Below are 18,905 nucleotides of genomic sequence, written 5' to 3'. Positions count from 1 at the left end.
ATGTCTGAACTAAAACTCACAGATGTCGCCAAGTCCTATGGCCCGGTTGACGTTTTGAAACACATCAACCTCGATATTGATCAGGGCGAATTGATCGTTTTTGTCGGCCCTTCCGGCTGTGGCAAGTCTACTTTGTTGCGGATGATCGCGGGGCTGGAAAAGATTACCGGCGGTTCGCTGGAAATCGAAGGTCAGGTCATGAACGATGTCCCCCCCGCTCAGCGGGGCATCGCGATGGTGTTTCAAAGCTATGCTCTGTACCCGCATATGACCGTCCGCGAAAACATGGCTTTCGCGCTGAAGATAGCCAATTTGCCTGCGTCCGAAATTGATGCAGGGGTTGATCGCGCCGCCCGCATTTTGCAGCTCGAGCCGTTTTTGGATCGTCTGCCCAAGGCGCTGTCTGGTGGTCAGCGGCAACGCGTCGCCATCGGACGTGCCATCGTGCGTGACCCGAAAGTGTATCTTTTTGATGAGCCACTTTCGAATCTGGACGCAGCCTTGCGCGTGGCAACGCGGATCGAGATTGCGCGCCTGAAGGAAGCAATGCCTGACAGCACCATGATCTACGTGACCCATGATCAGGTCGAGGCGATGACGCTGGCCAGTCGCATTGTTGTGCTTGCCAACAAAGGCATCGCACAGGTTGGTACGCCACTGGAATTGTATGAAACACCCGACAATGAGTTTGTTGCGCAGTTCATCGGCTCTCCTTCGATGAACCTATTGCCGGGTCAGATTACTGAGACCGGGCAAATGACAACGGTGGCGCTGGAATCTGGCGGCGTGGCAGTTTCGACGGTTCCGACTGAGGCGAGTGATCAAGGCAAACACGTCAATATCGGTGTTCGCCCCGAACATCTTGTTATGACAGAAGACAGTTCGATTCTTTCCGGCGTGGTTGATTTTACCGAAGCCCTGGGTGAGGTCACGTTGTTGTATTTCGACAAAACCAAGGGGGCCGAGTCCGTCATCGCCAAACTACCCGGCGTACAAAAGGACCTTCGTGGCAAGACAGTTTCTGTGACTGCAGCGCCAGAAAAAGTACATCTGTTCCACGACGGCATGTCGATGCGAAAGTAGGAAATTGCAGGCTTCAAGCGATGCTTGACAGCGCCACCTTTCGTGTTTCACCATATTTGAAACGTTTCAATGGTGAAAAATGCGAGTTTCTGCGCAGCTTTATACAGTTCGGCAATGTGGCGATCTTGCAGACCAACTGCAAATGGCTGCCAAGTGTGGGTTCACGGATATTGAAACCACCGGCCTGCATCATCTGACGCCACCTCAGATGGCCGCAATAGTTCGACAATCGGGTCTTCGTGTGCGTTCAGCGCATTTTGACTGGGAGGAATTCGCCGAGCGTTTTGACGACGTCATCGAAGTTCTGGCGCTTCTTGAATGTCCGGTTGCTGTTATGCCGTGGCTTGCCTCGGAACAGCGGCCCACCACGGCCGACGGATGGTTGGGAGTTGCGGCGCAATTGGCTGATTGGGCAGAACGATTGGGTGCCGATGACGTTAAACTGGCCTATCACAATCACGATTTCGACCTTGTCGGATATCCAGACAATACTCCGTTGGAGCTGATCCTGTCGAAGGGTAACATCTACTGGCAGCCAGACATTGGTTGGCTTGTCGCAGCGGGGTTTGATCCCGCAATCCTTATCCAATGCTATTCCGACCAGATCTTGTCCGTCCACGCCAAGGATGTCGATCCAACTGAACAAGGCGATGAACGCTGGCGCGATCTGGGAGATGGAGTTGTGGACTGGCCTGCTGTGCTGGCAGCTTTGGGCCAGACAGATTGCACTGATCTGTTCGTCGAGCATGATGAAACATCCGATCACTATCGGACCCTTGAAACAGGCCGACGGTTTCTGGAACGCCAATTGGACAGGGCTGTTTGATGGCGCGGGCGACCATCAAATCGATTGCCAAGCAGACGGGTTACTCTATCGGCACCGTTTCAAGTGCGTTGCGCGGGGCCGAGTCCGTCAGGCGTGAGACTCGCGAGGAAATCCAGAAAGTGGCCAACGAGCTTGGATACCGGGTCAATCTGGATGGGCTGAAACTGCGCACTAACAAATCCTACCGCATCGCTGTCCTCGTTGGGGTCTCAATAGATGCGCCCGAAGAATGGGAGGGGGTAGAGTTCACCCGAATTCTGTCCGGGATTTCCAGCGCTTTGCAAGGATCGCGATATCAGCTTAGCGTATTCAGCGTGTCGGATATGGAAAGCGCCATGACAACTTTACATAACATTGTTCAGGAAGGGTTGGCAGATGGTGTCATCTTCTCGGGTACCCGGCGAAACGACCCTCGCATTGCGTATTTGCAGGAACATGGCTTTCCCTTTGTCACCTATGGGATGAGCGACAGTACCAGCCCCCATCCCTTCGTGGATTTCGACAGTCAGGCAGCGGCATATGATGCCACCGCGCGACTGGTCGATCTAGGGCATCGCCACATCGCATTGATCAACCCGCCCGGCGATCTGATCTATGCAACACAACGAGAGAAAGGCTATTCAGGCGCTTTGACCGCAGGTGGCATCAGCCTTGATCCTGGATTGATCTGCAATGGTCCGACCACTGCGCTGTTCGGCCGACAGGCTTTTCAAGCGCTGATGCAGGTACCCAACCGTCCAAGCGCCATCATTTGCGCCAACGAAGCGATGACATTGGGCGCGCTGTCAGCTGCGGCTGAAACAGGTGTTCAGGTTGGACGCGATGTTGTCGTTATCTCAACTGACGATTTACACCTCAGTCAGTATTTCGTGCCGCCGCCCAGCACGTATTACCTGCCGATTGGTGAAACCAGTCGTCTGCTGGGCGAGTTTATGTTGAAATCCCTGGACGGGGCGGACCCGTCCGAGACCCAGAAAAAGATCAGGGCCACCCTCATCGAGCGGCAACCTGACACGCCCGCGTCAGAAATGGCGCAAACCAACTGATCCAACAAAGGAGAAACCGAACATGTTCAAGAAACTGCTAGCCGCCGCCACTTTGGCCGCGATGACCGCCCCAGCGGCATATGCTGCCGATCTGGAAGGGCGCGTGCTGAAGATCGGCACAGATGCGACCTACCCACCTATGGAAACCGTTGATGAAACAACCGGGGAAATTGTAGGCTTTGACGTCGATGTGATGAACGCCATCTGCGAGAAAGTGAATTGCGTTCCGAACTTTGTAAACACTGCATGGGATGGGATCTTTGCTGCCCTTCAGCAGGGCGAATTTGATCTGGTGATCTCGGGCGTTTCGATTACGTCGGAACGCGAAGAGACCATGGATTTTTCGGAACCCTATATCATCGTTAGCCAAGCGATCCTGCTGCAGGTCGACAACGGCGACATGACGCTGGATGACTTCAAAGCCGGCGGTCAAAAGCTGGCCGCCCAAACCGGCACCACCAATGCGCAGCTGGCCGAGGAAGTGGTCGGGCGCGAGAACGTAAGCCTGTATGACAACTTCTCGGCGGCCATTCTGGCGCTTCAGAACGCGGATGTGCAGGGCGTGATCATTGATGGCACGTCTGCGGCGGCCTACGAACAGGAATTTGCAGGCGAACTGACAGTTGGCATAACCGGTCTTCAGTCCGATCCGCTGGGTATCGTTTTTCAGGAAGGCGATGCCACAGTTGATGCCATCAACACCGGTCTGGCAGCGATCCAGGAAGACGGCACGCTGGACGCGCTGAAAGCCGAATACTGGGGCACTAACTGATCCTTTGATGCACCTAACGGTCCCGGCGGCGCATGTTGCCGGGGCCTTGTCCCAGCGGAGATCCCAATGTCGCGCATAAGCTCGATCCGCCCGAGCAACCTTGTGTTGCTCGCTGCTGCCCCTTTCATCATTTACCTGTTTGCCACCTCGTCCAAATACCTGCGATCCCTGATCGCCATACTTGGAATTGGCAACAATGCTGGGCCTATTTTCGTGGGGTTCTTGTTGGTTTTGGCGGTTGCCATCCTGGGCTATCTCTGTGCCCGGCATGCGCGGTTCCAAACACACGCGCCTGAGTGGTTGCGCCTGTCTGCACTGGCCGCGTTTCCTGCAGCAGTTGCACTGTCGATACTGGGATTTGTCCAGCCTCAAGTCCTGATGCCCCTTGCTGAATCGGTGTTTTTTCATTCACTCAGCGAGAACACGTCGACGCTGATAGACCGGTCCAATCAAACTTGGATTCTGTTCCCCGACGTGGTCGCGCAGGTTCAGACGGGCTTGCAAATCCTGTTGGCGGCATATGCGGTGGTTATCGCACTTTGCTTGCTGTCAGCCCGCCTGACGATTCCGTTTGGCGGATACATACGGCTTGGGTTCGAAGCGTTGACCGGCGGGGTTTTGTTCTATTTGATGTTCATGGCCCATTGGCAGTTTGCCACTGGCGTTGCAATCACGTTCCGCGCCGCGATTTTTGCTTACATCTTCGCGGCAATCCTTGGTTTGATCTGGGTCGGGCTGCAATCCTTCAAGCCAAAGGTCCGGACGACAGTTACCTATGGTTCAATCAGTTTGGGATTGTTGGCCGTCTCTGCCTTCTTCTTCATGCAGCCTCAGGTCAACTACGCGTTGGTCGGCAGCACCGATGCGCGCATCGCCATTGTGCGGGGCACTCCGCAGGCGCAGGCGGATTTGATCCGGTTCGGCGAATTCGAAGGTAGCGGCGATCAGCAATACAAGATCCGGAGCGCGACCGACGTGGCAAGCGCATTGAAACAGATCGAGACCGTCGACAGCGTCTCGGGCGCCTTTGTTCCGGTTGAGGCCAACACAAAAGGGTATCCGGTTCTGTGGCAGACAAGCTTTCTTCCAGACAAGTACCGCAACCCGGCTTTGGCCTTCGCCGTTTTTGGATTTCTCCTGCTCACTTTGACCATCGGGGGCGCTCAGCACAAACTGCACCCCTTGGCGGTTGGTGCCGAGTTTTTTGTGGACACGATCCGCGGCATTCCGATGCTGGTGATCATCCTCTATATTGGGTTGCCGCTCGCAGGTGCCGTCAAAGATGCGACCGGTGGCGGCATCGACATGACCAATATGACCCGAGGGATCATTGCCATATCCGTCGGGTATTCCGCCTATATGGCCGAGATTTTTCGATCTGGCATCGAGGCCATCCCAAAAGGCCAGCTTGAGGCGGGCAGTTCGCTGGGTCTATCCCGCTGGCAAACCGCGCGTCTGATTGTGCTGCCGCAAGCGCTGCGGATTGTTACGCCACCTTTGGGCAATGAATTCATCGCGATGATCAAAGACACATCACTGTTGTCGATCCTGTCGGTACGCGACATGACCCAGCGTATGCGCGAGTTTCAGGCCGCCAGTTTCCTGCCCTTTGCACCGTTTAACACCGCAGCAATCCTTTACGTCGTGATCACACTCGCCTGCGCCAGCTTCCTGAAATGGATTGAACGGCGGGCGGCAAAGGACGACCGATGAGCAAGCTAGAGCTGGGGGTTTGCTACTACCCCGAACAATGGGACCCGTCCCTATGGCGCGACGACGCTGCACAGATGGTGGACATGGGTCTGGATTGGGTGCGAATCGCCGAGTTCACCTGGGGTCTGATCGAACCAGAACGCGGGCGTTTTGAATGGGGTTGGCTGGATGAGGTGATCGAAATCCTGGGTGAGGCTGGTCTGCGAGTCATGATGTCGACCCCAACGGCCGCGCCGCCCAAATGGCTGGTTGATGAACATCCTGAAATCCTGCCTGTTGGGTCGGATGGGCGCGTGCGGGGGTTTGGTTCTCGTCGTCACTATTGTTTTTCAAGCGATATCTACTTGGCTGAGGCACGCCGGATCGCCACTGAATACGCCCGCCGCTACGGCCAGAACCCGCATGTTGGTGCGTGGCAGATCGACAACGAATACAATGACCACGACACGGTGCTCAGTTACTCCGATGCGGCACGGCAGGGCTTTCGCCGCTGGCTGGCCGATCGCTACCGCTCGATCAATGTTCTGAACGAGACCTGGGGCACAGCGTTCTGGGGCTCGACCTATTCAAGTTTCGACCAAATTGAGTTGCCCAATGGATTGGTTGCATCGCCGAATCCGACCCAATCGCTCGATTTCAGACGATATTCCTCGGACCGGGTCCGGCTATTCAACAAAGCGCAGGCCGATATCCTGCGTGACCACTCGCCGGGTCGGGATGTCACTCATAACTTCATGGCCGGCAGTTTCGAGTTTGACCACCATGATGTCGCCCGTGATTTGGATATAGTGGGGTTTGATAGCTACCCGTTGGGAAACTTGCTGGGCTCGGGGTTGAGTGAGCAGGAAAAACACCGCTACCTGCGAACAGGCGCACCGGATTATCAGGGGTTCCACTGCGATCTTTATAGGTCTCAGGGGCGCGGGCGGGTGTGGGTTCTAGAGCAACAGCCAGGTCCGGTGGATTGGGCCGAGAAAAACCCATCGCCGGCAGAAGGCATGGTGCGGCTTTGGACTTGGGCGGCCTATGCGCATGGCGCACAGGCGGTGATGTTTTTCCGCTGGCGACAAGCAAAATCTGCACAAGAGCAATTTCACACGGCACTGTTTCGGTCAGACGGCAGCCCCGATCAGGCAGCTATAGAGTTGAAGCAGATCGTGCAAGATCGGGTTGCCTTGCCGCCGGCCAAACGTGACAAAGCGACCGTCGCTATGCTGTTGGATTACACTTCTATCTGGGCGGCCGACGTCCTGCCGCATGACGATGATTTTCCAAATGCTCAGATCGTTCGTGAGTGGTATGCGGCGTTACGTGAGATGGGTGTCGATCTGGATTTTGTTGGCCCCGACGATGATCTGAGCGGGTATACTTTGATCGTTCTGCCACAAAGTATGATTGTGAGTGAGAAACTCGCTTCTCGTTTAGCCGGGTCTCAGGCCAAACTTCTGATCGGGGCACGTTCAGGTAGCATGACACCGGATATGCATACACCGTCAAATCTGGCACCGGGCGCATTGGCAGATCTGACCGGAGTTCGCGTTCTGCGTGTCGAATCACTGCCAGAGCTGGCGAATGAAACAGTGCTATTTTTTGAGAAAACGTCGCTTGCATTTACCGGCTGGCGCGAAATTGTGGACACAAATCAGGAGGTCATAGGCCAATTTATCAGCAATTATCGCGACGGAAGCCCTGCCGTGATCCGTAGCGAAAAGGCAACGTATCTGGCGATGGTGCCGGGACAGGAACTGCTGCGACAGGTGTTGCAAAACGCATTGGAATGGTCTGGCATTTCCCCCGCGGACCATGGGCCTGATCTGCGTATCACGCAGCGTGGTGGCTTAGGTTTTGCCTTCAATTACGGGACAAGTGCACTGCACCTTCCGACCTGCGACAGGCGCAAAATTCTGGTTGGGTCTGATCCGGTCATGCCCCGTGATGTGACGGTCTGGAATGAGGTTGGACCGCTGGACCAAACCGCTGCAAAATAAACCCAAAACAAAAACTGGACTTAAGAAATCCACAAACTGTCACTTTCGGGCTGACGAACTCGTGCAGAAAGTCCTACAATCGAAACATAACAAAAAAACTTCAGTCCAATATCGGGAGAAAACACATGGCTGACAGAAAAACACTTTCCAGACGTTCCGTCCTAAAAAGTGCAGGTGCCGCCGCCTTGGCCGCACCGCTATACAGTAAGAGCGCGCTGGCATCTTCGGGTGAAATCAACATTTTGATGTGGTCGGACTATCTTCCGCCTGCGTTCATCCAAGAGTTCGAAACCCTGACCGGAATCAAGGTGAACTACACCGGTATCGGTTCGAACGAGGAAATCATCAATAAGATGAAGGCCACCAAGGGCCAGGGCTTTGACATTGTCTCGCCGACCAACAACCGCTCGCTTCAGTGGGGTCCGTTGGAACTGCTGCAGCCGTTCGACATGAATAAGGTTCCGATCGATCTGGTGAACCCGGCGATGGCCAAAATCGGTACGGATGCGTGGAACTTTGGCGATAGCGGCGCACATTGGTTGCCGCATATCTGGGGGACCGAAGGCATTGCATACCGCACTGACCTGTGGCTGCCCGAAGGCGATGCGCCGTCTTATGGCGACGTTTGGTCCGAAGCGAACGCAGGCAAAACTATGGGCCGTGCGCATTCGATGATGCTGGGCGCAGGTCTGTACATGGAAAGCGCGGGCGAGATGGAGCCGGGTTCGGTCTGGGCTGCTTATGGCGACGAAGACACCATGCGTAAGGTCTGGGGTCAGATCGCCGACTGGTGTGTTGAGCGCAAAAACCGGATCAAACTGATCTGGAATGATGCTGACACGCAGAAAAACGGCTTGCTGAACGAAGGCGTGATCGTTGGTCAGACATGGGATGGCCCACCGCTGGCGCTGAAGTCCGCTGGTGAGCCAGTGCATTATCAGGCACCGGTCGAAGGTGCGATGGCTTGGGTTGACGGTATTTCGATGCCTACCGGCGCGACCAATATCGATCAGGTCTACGCCTTTATCGACTTTGCCTATCAGGCCAAACCGGCGGGTATCGCGATTGACAGCCACGGCTACAACTCACCTGTTCTGGGTGCCGACCAGTATTCCGGCGACACCTACAAGAAGAACTTTGCCGAAGCCTATCCGGGCGATTCACTGGCGAACCTGAACCCTTGGCCCGCCGAGGCACCTTGGTACGCCGAAACCCGGACCGAGTTCGTCAACAAGTTCAAGAGCGCTTGATCGCTTAGAACCTAAGCCCCTCGCCAATGCGCGAGGGGCAATTCACCCGCACGCCGCCCAGGCGTGGCGGCAAATGTTATGGTACGGCTTAGAATCGTGCCTCAGGGGGATGCCAAAATGAGTGCAGGGGTCGGCGTAGATCTGGAAAACCTGTGGATCCGTTTCGGTGACTTTGTCGCCGTGCGCGATGCAAACGTGAATATAAACGGGGGCGAATTCTTTTCGTTCCTTGGTCCTTCGGGCTGCGGTAAGACAACGATCCTGCGCGCGGTGTCCGGCTTTCTTGATCCCAGCGAGGGCAACGTCCTGATTGGTGGCAAGAACATGAAAGGGATTGGACCGAACAAACGTCCGACAGCGCTGATCTTCCAGAACCTTGCTTTGTTCCCGCTGATGAAGATATGGGAAAACATTACCTTTTCCATGGAAATTAAGGGTGTCAGCGCCGCGCAACGACGCAAACGTGCGGATGAACTTTTGGACATGATCGCGCTGCCGGGGCAGGGCGATAAGCTGCCCAGTGAACTATCGGGTGGTCAACGTCAGCGGATTGCGATTGCGCGCGCGCTTTGCGCCGAACCTGACGTTCTGCTGCTGGACGAACCACTGTCGGCACTGGATCTTAAGCTGCGCCAGCACATGCGCACCGAATTGCGCGAGATCCAGCAACGCGTTGGCATTACGTTCATCTACATCACGCACGATCAGGGAGAGGCCCTGACCATGTCTGATAGCATTGCAGTTATGCGGGCGGGGGTGATCGACCAGATTGCCGATGGAAAGACGATATACAACGATCCCAACACGGCCTTTGCGGCCTCATTCGTCGGCGAAAACAACGTGTTCCGCGGCAAGGTCAAGCAGGTCATGGGGAGCGAGGCCTTGATTTCAACGAACCGCTCAGGCGATTTGGTGGCCCGGATTTCGACGGCCAATCAGGGTAAGATGAGCGAAGGCGACGAGGCCATGATGTTTATCCGTCCTGAGGCGTTCACAATCGCGCCGACCGGAGCAACGGGCGACCATTTTGTCACCGCCCGCGTCAACCATGAAGAATTCGAAGGCAACGCCTTCAACATTTTCACCGAAGGCGAAGGCGGAAAAGAGATCAAGGTCTCGATCCCTAACCATGGTCAATCCTTCGAAGATCACACCGGTCAGAACATCACGCTGGAATACGAAACCCGCAATGCGGTGGCCGTTCCTGCGGGTGAACTGGCCGCAGAATAAGGAGGCCAAAGATATGCCCGGCTTCCTCAAGGAGTTTTTCAACCGCAACGGCATTGGTATGGGCACGGCGATCCTGGGTTTCGTCCTGTTCTGGACGATTGGTCTGATCATCCTGCCACAGCTGTCGATGCTGGACTTTTCGTTCCGCCCGAACCTGCCGCCGCCTGAGATTGGCGGACCAAAGGACGTCTATACGCTCGAAAACTACAAGTATCTGGTCTTTGGACCTGAAGGCGGTAGTCAGGACTACAACACGGTCGATCTGCGGGTGTTTTTCCGCACTTTGGTTGCGGCGGTTTGCGTCACGATCTTCAACCTGATCATCTGTTACCCGATTGCCTATTATCTGGGTCAGTCCGAGGGCAGCCATATCCGCATTTTCGCGATCATGCTGATCATCCCCTACTGGATCAACGAAATCTTGCGCGCCTTTGCCTTGCGGATCATTTTTGGCGAAACGGGTGTTCTCAATACGCTGTTCGTGGGGCTTGGGGTGTGGGATACGCCGTTTGACTTCATCCGCAACGACATCGCGCTGTATGCAGGCCTGGGCTATGCCTACATCCTGTTGATGATCTTCCCGATGTATAATGTGATCGAAAGCCTGGACAGAAACCAGATTGAGGCGGCACGGGATCTGGGTGCGCCATGGTGGCGGATTCATTGGCGCGTGGTCATTCCTTATGCCAAGCCGGGCATCAGCTCGGGCTGTACCATGGTCTTCATGCTCAGCGCGGGTGCGCTTGCTGCGCCCCAAATTCTGGGCGGGCCGTCCAGTCTGTGGTTCACACAATTGATCTATCAGCAATTCAACGACAACAATGACTGGCCGCAAGGTGCCGCCTACGCCATCGTGCTGCTGGTGACCTGTATCCTGTTCGTGCTCGCCGTGATGCGCCTGTTCAAGGTGAACATGGGGGATATCGGGAAATGAATACATCCTTCCTCCGCATAAGCATCTGGGTCTATCTGGTGATCTTTTTCGCCTACCTTTTGGGCCCGCTGGTGATCATGTCGGTCACGGCCTTCAACTCTTCGGGCTTCCCAAGGATGAGTCCGTGGGAATGTCTGACCTTCCAGTGGTTCGGAGAGTTGTTTCAGGATCAGCGTATTTTGAACGGCATCAAGAACTCGCTGATCATTGGGGCTGGAACGGTTGTTCTGTCGGTTGCAATGGGTCTGGCCGGGGCACTGATGCTGACGCAGATCTGGCCCAAGCTGCGCGCGACGTACTACACAATCATCATTGCTCCGATCCTGATCCCAGGTGTGGTTATCGGTATCTCGACTCTGGTCTTCTGGGACCGGATCAACCGGATGTTGGGTCTCGGTGCTGACAGTTTCCTGTCGAACGGCATCTTTCTGACGGTAATCGGTCAATCCACCTTTATCGCCAGCTACTGCATGCTGGTGTTGGTCGCGCGACTGCAGCGGTATGATATGGCGCTGACCGAGGCTGCGTTGGACCTTGGCGCAACCCATGCGCAGGCATTTCGCAAGATCATGCTCCCGTTCATGCGTCCGGCGATTGCATCCGCAGCTGTGCTGGCGTTCCTCGCATCGTTCGAGAACTACAACACCACCACCTTCACCTTTGGCGAGTATCCGACACTGACGATCGAGCTGGCACAGAAGGTTCGTTATGGCATCACACCTGCGATTTCAGCGTTGGCCTTCATCATCGTGGCTCTGACGGTGTTCTTTGCACTCCTGAACGAAGCCAAGTTGAAACGTCAGGAACTGGTTGCTGCCGCGCGCAAAGAGGCCACGGTCGAAGAACTCGCTGGAAAGATCAAACTACCCAGCTTTTTCGCAGGGAACATGGCCGCAGTTCTGTTGGTCGTGTTTGCTGTGGCGACGATCACAGTGGTCGGCACGGCAACCGCGTACAACCCGGCGCAGTGTATCGCCGACGTGCGTGAGCAAAAGCAGCTTGAGGCTGAGCAGCGCATTCAGGAGCTGCGTAAGCAGCGCGAAGAACGGCGCAAGCAGCAAGAGGCCCAGGAAGCTGAGCAGGGCGATGCACAGTCCACACCCAAACCGTCCAACAATAGCGGCTTTGGCAATGTGTTTGCGCCGAATTCGCTGGGTGGTGATGACGATGACGGTGCATCGGACACTGAGGGCGAGCCCTCGAACAACAGCGGATTCGGAGGGGTCTTTGACCCCAACAGTCTGCAAAACGATCAATAGCTATAAGCGATGCATACCTCTGCGTCCGCCCGGGGAAAACTTAGGTTTTTCCGGGCGGGTTGCGCTTTAGGATCGTGACATCGCAGCCTTGAATTGCGTGCCCATTCCAATCAACTGGGTGTGCATTGTAATTGATCAGGAATTCATGGTCCGCGGTTTCGCGCCGACGCAGACCCACTGGCATCGCATTCACGGTCAGCCCAGCTTCCTCTGCGGCCAGGGCAACAACGCGATCCCACAAGGCCTTGTTCGGAGACCCCGCCAGATACCAGATTCCGTCCGCGCCCTTCAACGCAGCGGTTGAATCCGCATAGGACAACAGGTTCGGGGCATCGCCTGAAAGCCGATCAATCCAATGCTCGGCCGCGCCACCGCCATCGACAGGGCGTGCCACATTTGGCGGTAGGGTTTCGACCAGATCAACATGGCAATCCAATCCTGACAGGCCAGGGCGCCCCTGTTCGGGAATTTGGAAGTCATGGGTGATTGCTCCCGCTCTTGGTCCGAGAATCGCAAGATCGCAGCCAGCCGTCAGCTTCTGCTCTAATTCGTGGCCCACCGTCGCCAGACCGGGTGCAAAGATCACGGCGTAACTGCTTTTCGGAATGTCTGTGGTCGAGAGGAAGTCTACTGAGAACCCAGCGCGTCGCAGTGCCTGGTAGGTCAAGAAGACCAGTTCGAAATAGTCAAATCCGGCCCCTTGTGGTTGGGTTGTCCAAGCCCAATCCGAGGCATAGTCGAACACGATTGCGACCTTGGCCCGCGCCTGTTGGACGGTGCCCAGATTTGTCAAATCATCGACGGTTTGGCGCGCTTCGATCAGTGCCGGGGCGGGGCGGTTGTCCGGCGTCAACAGGCCCGCATGCATCTGCTCTTGCGCAAATGGGGCTTGCCGCCAGCGAAAGTAGCTGACCACTTCGGCCCCGTGCGCCACGGCTTCCAGTGACCAAAGCCGTACCATTCCGGGCAAGGGCGCAGGGTTGTACGGCGCCCAGTTAACCGGGCCGGGTTGCTGCTCCATCACCCACCAACGACCACGCCCGACGGCGCGGTACAGATCATGGTGAAACGCCTGCATGTCCGGGTCACCCTGTTGCAGAAACGCTGTTTTATGCGCTTCATCTACCTCGAGCCGGTCAGACAGGAAGCCGATCGGATAGCTGTCCCATGTGGCGATATCCAGATCCGCACCAACCTCAAAATGGTCGAACTCCAGTGTACGTCCCATGTAGTTATGCAACAGCGGGGCATCCGTCAGCGAACGCAGTACGTCTACCTGCGCCCTATTGAACGCCACAACCTGATCCGAGCTAAAGCGGCGAAACGCTAGAACATGCGCCGGATTGGGATCGGTCACGGTGAGGTGGGGAAGCTCAATTTGATCGAAGCTGTTGTACTCCATTGACCAAAAAACGTTGCCCCATGCCTCGTTCAAGGCTGCAATGGTTCCGTATTGGGTTGATAACCAGTGCCGAAACGCCTGCAGGGCGGACGGGCTGTAACTGATCGTGGTGTCGTGGCAGCCATATTCGTTGTCGATCTGCCAGGCGGCAACATGCGGATTTCGCCCATAGCGTTCACCCATGATCCGGGCGATGCGAACGCATTCATCAATGTATCCCTGATGGCTAAAGCAATAGTGGCGACGAGACCCGAATTTACGCGCGTTCCCCTGTTCGTCCACGGCCAGCATGTCTGGATGTTTGTCCAGTACCCATCTGGGTGGGGTCGCCGTCGGTGTGCCCAGCACAACTTTCAAGCCAGCTGTCCCAAGCGTGTCGATGGCGCGATCGAGCCAGTCAAGGTGCAGATCACCGGGGCGCGGTTCCATCCGGCTCCAGCTGAATTCGCCGATCCGGACCCATGACAGACCAGTTTCGGCCATGCGTGTGGCATCTTCCGCCCACATCGCCTCTGGCCAATGTTCGGGGTAGTAGCAAACGCCAAGTTCTGGCTTCATAGGATGACTCTGTGTTCTGCCTGACCCCGCCCCGCATTTTCGCGGGTAAAGGTCATTCCGTTGGCAGGGTGTGTTTCAATCTCTCTTACACTCAGCCCCTCGCGCGCGGTCGTACAAAAGAGTGTCGTCAAATCGGCGCCGCCAAATGCAGGGCATGACGTATGGGCGGCCTCAAAGGAAACGGCGCGAAGGAAATCGCCTTCTGGGGTGTAGACAGCAACCCGACCCACGCCCCATTGCGCGATCCAAATGTTGCCAACTGCGTCAACCACGGCGCCATCAGGGTTCAGTCCTTCATTTCGCAAGTCTAGAAAGACAGTGCTGTTCCCGTCTGGCCATCCCGTTTTAGCGCTCAAATTCCAGCGCATCACATGCCGGGTGCGCGTGTCGCAGAAATAGGCACAAGAGCGATCCCGCGCGAAGCAAATTGCGTTTGAGATTGTCACATCAGGCACCAGACGACGCAATTCACCACGCCAATAGCGATATATTGCACCAGCGCCCGGTTCGGCTTGTTTGCCCATTGTTCCAATCCAAAACCCACCCCACGGATCAGCGCGACCATCATTGGAGCGAGTCACCGGATTATCAGCCTCAAGCGGCGTGACCAGTGTCTTTTTTCCTGTTGGTAACTCAAATCGCCAAAGCCCGGTTTCCGAGGCGATTAGCAGCGTGTCGTGATCGATCCAACCTGCGGCTGAGACATGTTCAGGAAAGTCCCAGCTTTGTTGCTGATCGCCCGTGCGGGTCAGCAGACGCTTACCAACAATGTCAAACCAAAACAGCTGCTGCCTTTCGGGGTGCCACAAGGGGCCTTCGCCCAGCTCGCATGGGCGGTTGTCAAAGACCGTGCTCATTTGATGGCCTCATCATAGGCTATCACGATCTGTGCGGCACGGTCTGCGATCTCAGCAACCTGCATGCCGGGTTTGTAAAGCGCGGATCCAATGCCGAACCCATCAGCACCCGCCTTGATCCACTGGCCAAAGTTCTCAGGCCCGGCGCCGCCTACGGCAAACACCAGAGCGTCATTTGGTAGTACCGGACGCAGCGCTGCCAACCCTGACGGGCCGGCCATAACCCCGGGGAACAGTTTCAATCCTGTGGCGCCGGCCTTTAGGGCAGCAAACGCTTCGGTCGGCGTGTAGATGCCTGGCCAGCTTTGCAAGTTCAGCGCGACGGTTCGGCCAATCACATCCGCATCATAATTAGGTGAAACAATCAGCTTGCCGCCAACACCCGAAACGGCCTCGACCTGCTCAGATGTGAGCACGGTACCTGCACCGATCAGTGCCCGACCCCCGAACGTCTCTGCCAACAAGCCAATGCTTGTCAACGGATCGGGCGAATTCAGGGGTACTTCGATCCGGTCGATCCCGGCGTCAATCACGACGCGTCCAACGGCTTCGGCCTCGGATGGTTGCAATCCGCGCAGAATGGCGATGATGGGGCGGTTCATACCGTTTGCCTCGTCAGGTTTCGGGCCAGAGAAAGGCCGACCAGAGTGGTTTGTGTGGCATCAGCAGTTTCGACAAAAGCACCTTGTTGTTGCAGTGCTTTTGCATAGATGTTTGACACCTCGTCTGCGCCAATGATGGCCAGTTGCTGTCCCAGCCAATAGGGTCGGGTGGCGGCCAGTTCAGCCCCAATCAAAGTGCCTGATAGTTTTGCGCGTGCGATGCCAGCATCCTGCCCCTGCAGGAGATCTGCGGCGCGCAGGCCAAATAGTCGGGCGGCCAATTGCTCGGGCTTGGACAAGGTGTCCGAAACGGCATCTGCAAAGGCACCATCATCCCAACCCTCCCCAACTGAGTGTTTGAGGACGGATTGTCCGCGCAACAAGTCGAACAGTTCACCGGTCATGAATGTCCGAAAACTCACGACTTCTCCCGCGCTTATCTGCACCCATTTGGTGTGTGTTCCCGGCAGGCAGACAACGCCGTCCCAGTTCGGCCGCGTGGCTAGAAAACCGGCGATCTGGGTCTCTTCCCCGCGCATCACGTCAGGCGGATTGATCTGCTTGAGGCCGGGTACGACAAACGCGCGGATGCGAGGGTCAGTATTGGGAACGCGGATGGGGACTGTTGGAACAGGGGTCGAAGGAACGGCAGAATAGGGTGCTTCGACCCACCCCTGCCGCGCGCCGACCATGCCGCAGGCCATCACGTCAAGAGGGGCGGAGCCCAACCATCCCTCGATCAAGTCAAGCAATGCGGCCTGAAAGCCCCCCTTGGCCAAGCGTGCCATGCCGCTGTTTGACTGCGCCTGATCCATTGCGGTTTCGCCCTGCATGGCCCAAATGCGTAAATGGGACGTTCCCCAATCGACGGCGATCCATTCTGTGTTCATGACTTCACCCTGACACCACCACACCGCCGTCAACAGCCATGCATTGACCTGTCATCGCGCGGCTTGCCTCGGAGGCCAAAAACAAGGTAGGGGCAATCATGTCCTCGGGCGTTAGGTGCTCTTTCAAGCATTGACGATCCAAGTGTGCCGCCAGATCCTTGGGCGTGGCCCACATATCCAATTGTTTCTGCGTCAACACCCATCCGGGTGCCAAGGCATTCACGCGGATTTTCTGTGGACCTAATTCACGCGCCAACGATCGGGTCATGCCGGTGATCCCGGCGTTCGAGGTTGTGTAGATCGGATAGCCAGAGTTGCCCATCATGTAGCTGATCGAGCTGAAATTGATGATCGATCCACCCTTGTCCTGCATCTGACGCGCCGCTTCCTGACAGGCGAAGTAGTAGGCCTTGAGATTGACCTCGATCATCCAGTCCCAAAACTCGGGCGTGGTTTCCTCAAGCGAGTGGCGTTTGTCATTGGCCGCGTTGTTCACCAGAACATTCAGCGGCCCATGCGCCTCGGCGGCCTTGGTCATCGTGGCGTGCAGCAACTCGGTATCCGTCATGTCACCTTGCATGAACAAGGGCGCCCGGCCGTGCTTGTCGCGCATTTCATCAACAAAGGACCTGGCATCCGAGCGCCCAATAAAGGCAACGTTTGCACCCTGCGCAAGGAACCCATCCGTCAACGCAGCGCCAACACCGGACCCGCCTCCGGTGATGTAAATGGATGCACCATTGAGATCGTGGAATGTGATTGGTTGATCCATCAGTGGCTCTCTCTCGTCACGAGACGGGTGTCTTTGCCGACAAGAAAATCAAGGTCCGCGCCCTGATCGGCCTGCAAGACGTGGTCTATATACAGTTTCGCATAGCCGCGTGTGTAGTGTGGCGCGTCCGGTTGCCATGAGGCCCGCCGGGCGTCCAGTTCTTTTTCGTCTACAAGCAAATCCAACTCGCCCTTACTGGCAGAAACGCGAATGCGGTCACCGGTTTTGACCAGCGCCAAAGGACCTCCGGCCTGTGCTTCGGGGCTGACATGCAGGATGACGGTGCCAAATGCAGTGCCGGACATGCGCGCATCCGAGATGCGGATCATGTCGCGTACACCCTCCTTCACCAGCCTGGCAGGGATCGGCATATTGCCGACCTCGGGCATGCCCGGATAGCCCTTGGGGCCGCAGCCTTTGAGAACCAGAATGGTCTCGGGTGTGACTGGCAGGTCGTCGCGGTCAATGTTGGCTTTCAGGTCTTCGATGCTTTCAAAAACATAGGCCTCGGCCTCGGTTTCGAGCAGTTCATCCGTTGCGGCCGAAGGTTTCACAATTGCTCCGTTTGGCGCCAGATTACCACGCAGTACACGCAAGCCCGCGGCGGGTTTCACCGGATCATCAAAGGTTTGGATCACATCGCGTTTAAAGCATTCCGCGCCTTCGTAATGGGCAGAAATGTCTTTATTCAGAACCGTTTTGGCTTGGCGTAGAAAGGGCTTGAGTTCGGACAGGACGACCGGCACACCGCCTGCGTAACAGAAATCTTCCATAAGATATTTGCCCGACGGCATGCAATTGACCAGCAAAGGAATTTCAGAGCCGATTTCGAAGTCTTTCAGCGTCAGATCAACGCCGACGCGACCGGCCAGAGCAAGCAGGTGCACAACCGCATTTGTAGATCCACCTACAGCGGCGTTGGCCAGAATGGCGTTTTCGAACGCCTCTTTGGTCAGGATGTCGGATGGTTTCAGATCTTCGTCCACCATCTCGACAATCCGCTTGCCGGTCAGATGTGCCAGCGCCATGCGGCGGGCGTCAACGGCGGGCAGGGCGGCGTTGGTTGGCAGGCTCATGCCCATCGCCTCGACCAGCGACGCCATGGTCGAGGCCGTGCCCATGGTCATGCAGACCCCAGCGCTGCGTGACATACCGGCTTCAGCACTCATGAAATCCTTCAGGGTCATCTCCCCGGCGCGCACGGCCTCGGAGAATTTCCAGACATCTGTACCGGATCCAATGTCCTGCCCGCGATACTTGCCATTCAGCATCGGGCCTGAACTGACTACGATGCTTGGCAGATCAACAGACGCCGCGCCCATCAACTGACCCGGTGTGGTCTTGTCACATCCACCCAGCAGGACAACGCCGTCGATTCCATAGGCACGGATCGATTCTTCAACATCCATCGCCAGAAGGTTCCGAAACAGCATGGCGGTGGGTTTCATCTGCGTCTCGCCCAGCGACATCACCGGGAATTCAACTGGAAAACCTCCGGCCTCCCAAACACCACGTTTCACGCCTTCGGCCAGATCGCGCAGGCCCGAGTTGCAGGGGGTCAGTTCCGACCAAGTGTTGCAGATGCCAATGACAGGGCGCCCGTCAAAAGCGTGATCCGGGAAGCCCTGGTTTTTCATCCAGGATCGGTGGATGAATCCATCCTTGTCCAGCTTGCCATACCAATGCTGTGAACGGCGTTTTTTTGTCATTGTCTTTCAGCCTT

Annotated in this window: 16 protein-coding genes; 10 read left to right on the top strand and 6 right to left on the bottom strand. The window is 56.4% G+C overall.

Features of this window, described 5'->3' with window-relative positions:
* The 10 genes from D9K61_RS00370 to D9K61_RS00325 all read left to right on the top strand — a co-directional run bounded on the left by D9K61_RS00370 (position 1) and on the right by D9K61_RS00325 (position 12,101).
* Entirely contained in the window at positions 1–1,083 is a 1,083-nt protein-coding gene (locus D9K61_RS00370; protein ID WP_120631286.1) for an ABC transporter ATP-binding protein, read from the top strand.
* 79 nt (positions 1,084–1,162) lie between these two features.
* On the top strand, positions 1,163–1,909 hold the full coding sequence (locus D9K61_RS00365; protein WP_120631285.1) for a sugar phosphate isomerase/epimerase: 747 nt from the start codon (positions 1,163–1,165) through the stop codon (positions 1,907–1,909).
* On the top strand, positions 1,909–2,955 hold the full coding sequence (locus tag D9K61_RS00360) for a LacI family DNA-binding transcriptional regulator (RefSeq protein WP_120631284.1): 1,047 nt from the start codon (positions 1,909–1,911) through the stop codon (positions 2,953–2,955). Before D9K61_RS00365 ends, D9K61_RS00360 begins: the two co-directional genes overlap by 1 nt.
* A gap of 22 nt (positions 2,956–2,977) precedes the next feature.
* A complete protein-coding gene (locus D9K61_RS00355; RefSeq protein WP_120631283.1) occupies positions 2,978–3,727 on the top strand; it encodes a transporter substrate-binding domain-containing protein in 750 nt (249 codons plus the stop codon).
* Positions 3,728–3,793: 66 nt separating this feature from the next.
* On the top strand, positions 3,794–5,440 hold the full coding sequence (locus D9K61_RS00350) for an amino acid ABC transporter permease (RefSeq protein ID WP_120631282.1): 1,647 nt from the start codon (positions 3,794–3,796) through the stop codon (positions 5,438–5,440).
* Positions 5,437–7,428, top strand: a complete 1,992-nt coding sequence (locus D9K61_RS00345; protein WP_120631281.1) for a beta-galactosidase — start codon at positions 5,437–5,439, stop codon at positions 7,426–7,428. The genes D9K61_RS00350 and D9K61_RS00345 overlap by 4 nt, the downstream gene beginning before the upstream one ends.
* Positions 7,429–7,553: 125 nt before the next feature.
* Positions 7,554–8,678 (top strand): extracellular solute-binding protein, encoded by a 1,125-nt coding sequence (locus tag D9K61_RS00340; protein WP_120631280.1) that lies wholly within the window; start codon positions 7,554–7,556, stop codon positions 8,676–8,678.
* Positions 8,679–8,795: 117 nt separating this feature from the next.
* Positions 8,796–9,908 carry an ABC transporter ATP-binding protein gene (locus D9K61_RS00335; protein WP_120631279.1) on the top strand — a complete coding sequence of 371 codons (1,113 nt, stop codon included), beginning with the start codon at positions 8,796–8,798 and terminating at the stop codon, positions 9,906–9,908.
* 13 nt (positions 9,909–9,921) lie between these two features.
* Positions 9,922–10,842: an ABC transporter permease gene (locus D9K61_RS00330; protein ID WP_120631459.1), complete on the top strand. Its 921-nt coding sequence runs from the start codon at positions 9,922–9,924 to the stop codon at positions 10,840–10,842.
* Positions 10,839–12,101, top strand: coding sequence for an ABC transporter permease (locus tag D9K61_RS00325; RefSeq protein WP_120631278.1), 1,263 nt, complete (start codon positions 10,839–10,841; stop codon positions 12,099–12,101). Before D9K61_RS00330 ends, D9K61_RS00325 begins: the two co-directional genes overlap by 4 nt.
* 40 nt (positions 12,102–12,141) lie before the next feature.
* On the opposite strand, the gene D9K61_RS00320 is transcribed toward D9K61_RS00325, so the two are convergent.
* Genes D9K61_RS00320 through D9K61_RS00295 form a run of 6 tightly spaced genes read right to left on the bottom strand, consistent with a single transcriptional unit; the run spans position 12,142 to position 18,891 of the window.
* On the bottom strand, positions 12,142–14,061 hold the full coding sequence (locus tag D9K61_RS00320) for a beta-galactosidase (RefSeq protein ID WP_120631277.1): 1,920 nt from the start codon (positions 14,059–14,061) through the stop codon (positions 12,142–12,144).
* Positions 14,058–14,918: an SMP-30/gluconolactonase/LRE family protein gene (locus D9K61_RS00315; RefSeq protein WP_120631276.1), complete on the bottom strand. Its 861-nt coding sequence runs from the start codon at positions 14,916–14,918 to the stop codon at positions 14,058–14,060. The genes D9K61_RS00320 and D9K61_RS00315 overlap by 4 nt, the downstream gene beginning before the upstream one ends.
* Positions 14,915–15,520: a 2-dehydro-3-deoxy-6-phosphogalactonate aldolase gene (locus tag D9K61_RS00310; protein WP_120631275.1), complete on the bottom strand. Its 606-nt coding sequence runs from the start codon at positions 15,518–15,520 to the stop codon at positions 14,915–14,917. Before D9K61_RS00310 ends, D9K61_RS00315 begins: the two co-directional genes overlap by 4 nt.
* Positions 15,517–16,410 (bottom strand): 2-dehydro-3-deoxygalactonokinase, encoded by an 894-nt coding sequence (locus tag D9K61_RS00305; protein WP_120631274.1) that lies wholly within the window; start codon positions 16,408–16,410, stop codon positions 15,517–15,519. The genes D9K61_RS00310 and D9K61_RS00305 overlap by 4 nt, the downstream gene beginning before the upstream one ends.
* A 4-nt stretch (positions 16,411–16,414) precedes the next feature.
* Entirely contained in the window at positions 16,415–17,182 is a 768-nt protein-coding gene (locus D9K61_RS00300) for an SDR family NAD(P)-dependent oxidoreductase (RefSeq protein ID WP_120631273.1), read from the bottom strand.
* Positions 17,182–18,891 (bottom strand): IlvD/Edd family dehydratase, encoded by a 1,710-nt coding sequence (locus tag D9K61_RS00295; RefSeq protein ID WP_120631272.1) that lies wholly within the window; start codon positions 18,889–18,891, stop codon positions 17,182–17,184. Before D9K61_RS00295 ends, D9K61_RS00300 begins: the two co-directional genes overlap by 1 nt.
* Positions 18,892–18,905 lie beyond the last annotated feature (14 nt).

Origin of the sequence: Ruegeria sp. EL01 (genome assembly GCF_900313035.1) — a bacterium.
In the GTDB taxonomy this organism is placed as follows: Bacteria; Pseudomonadota; Alphaproteobacteria; order Rhodobacterales; family Rhodobacteraceae; genus Ruegeria.
The sequence above is the reverse complement of the archived record's forward strand: the minus strand, read 5'-3'. Positions and strand labels throughout refer to the sequence as shown.

Excerpts from the sequence above, each read along its gene's own strand:
- D9K61_RS00365 (WP_120631285.1), top strand. The coding sequence starts at position 1,163 with ATGCGAGTTTCTGCGCAGCTTTATACAGTTCGGCAATGTGGCGATCTT.
- D9K61_RS00350 (WP_120631282.1), top strand. The coding sequence starts at position 3,794 with ATGTCGCGCATAAGCTCGATCCGCCCGAGCAACCTTGTGTTGCTCGCT.
- D9K61_RS00370 (WP_120631286.1), top strand. The coding sequence starts at position 1 with ATGTCTGAACTAAAACTCACAGATGTCGCCAAGTCCTATGGCCCGGTT.
- D9K61_RS00310 (WP_120631275.1), bottom strand. The coding sequence starts at position 15,520 with ATGAACCGCCCCATCATCGCCATTCTGCGCGGATTGCAACCATCCGAG.
- D9K61_RS00300 (WP_120631273.1), bottom strand. The coding sequence starts at position 17,182 with ATGGATCAACCAATCACATTCCACGATCTCAATGGTGCATCCATTTAC.
- D9K61_RS00325 (WP_120631278.1), top strand. The coding sequence starts at position 10,839 with ATGAATACATCCTTCCTCCGCATAAGCATCTGGGTCTATCTGGTGATC.
- D9K61_RS00295 (WP_120631272.1), bottom strand. The coding sequence starts at position 18,891 with ATGACAAAAAAACGCCGTTCACAGCATTGGTATGGCAAGCTGGACAAG.
- D9K61_RS00305 (WP_120631274.1), bottom strand. The coding sequence starts at position 16,410 with ATGAACACAGAATGGATCGCCGTCGATTGGGGAACGTCCCATTTACGC.
- D9K61_RS00320 (WP_120631277.1), bottom strand. The coding sequence starts at position 14,061 with ATGAAGCCAGAACTTGGCGTTTGCTACTACCCCGAACATTGGCCAGAG.
- D9K61_RS00335 (WP_120631279.1), top strand. The coding sequence starts at position 8,796 with ATGAGTGCAGGGGTCGGCGTAGATCTGGAAAACCTGTGGATCCGTTTC.
- D9K61_RS00315 (WP_120631276.1), bottom strand. The coding sequence starts at position 14,918 with ATGAGCACGGTCTTTGACAACCGCCCATGCGAGCTGGGCGAAGGCCCC.
- D9K61_RS00345 (WP_120631281.1), top strand. The coding sequence starts at position 5,437 with ATGAGCAAGCTAGAGCTGGGGGTTTGCTACTACCCCGAACAATGGGAC.
- D9K61_RS00330 (WP_120631459.1), top strand. The coding sequence starts at position 9,922 with ATGCCCGGCTTCCTCAAGGAGTTTTTCAACCGCAACGGCATTGGTATG.
- D9K61_RS00355 (WP_120631283.1), top strand. The coding sequence starts at position 2,978 with ATGTTCAAGAAACTGCTAGCCGCCGCCACTTTGGCCGCGATGACCGCC.
- D9K61_RS00360 (WP_120631284.1), top strand. The coding sequence starts at position 1,909 with ATGGCGCGGGCGACCATCAAATCGATTGCCAAGCAGACGGGTTACTCT.
- D9K61_RS00340 (WP_120631280.1), top strand. The coding sequence starts at position 7,554 with ATGGCTGACAGAAAAACACTTTCCAGACGTTCCGTCCTAAAAAGTGCA.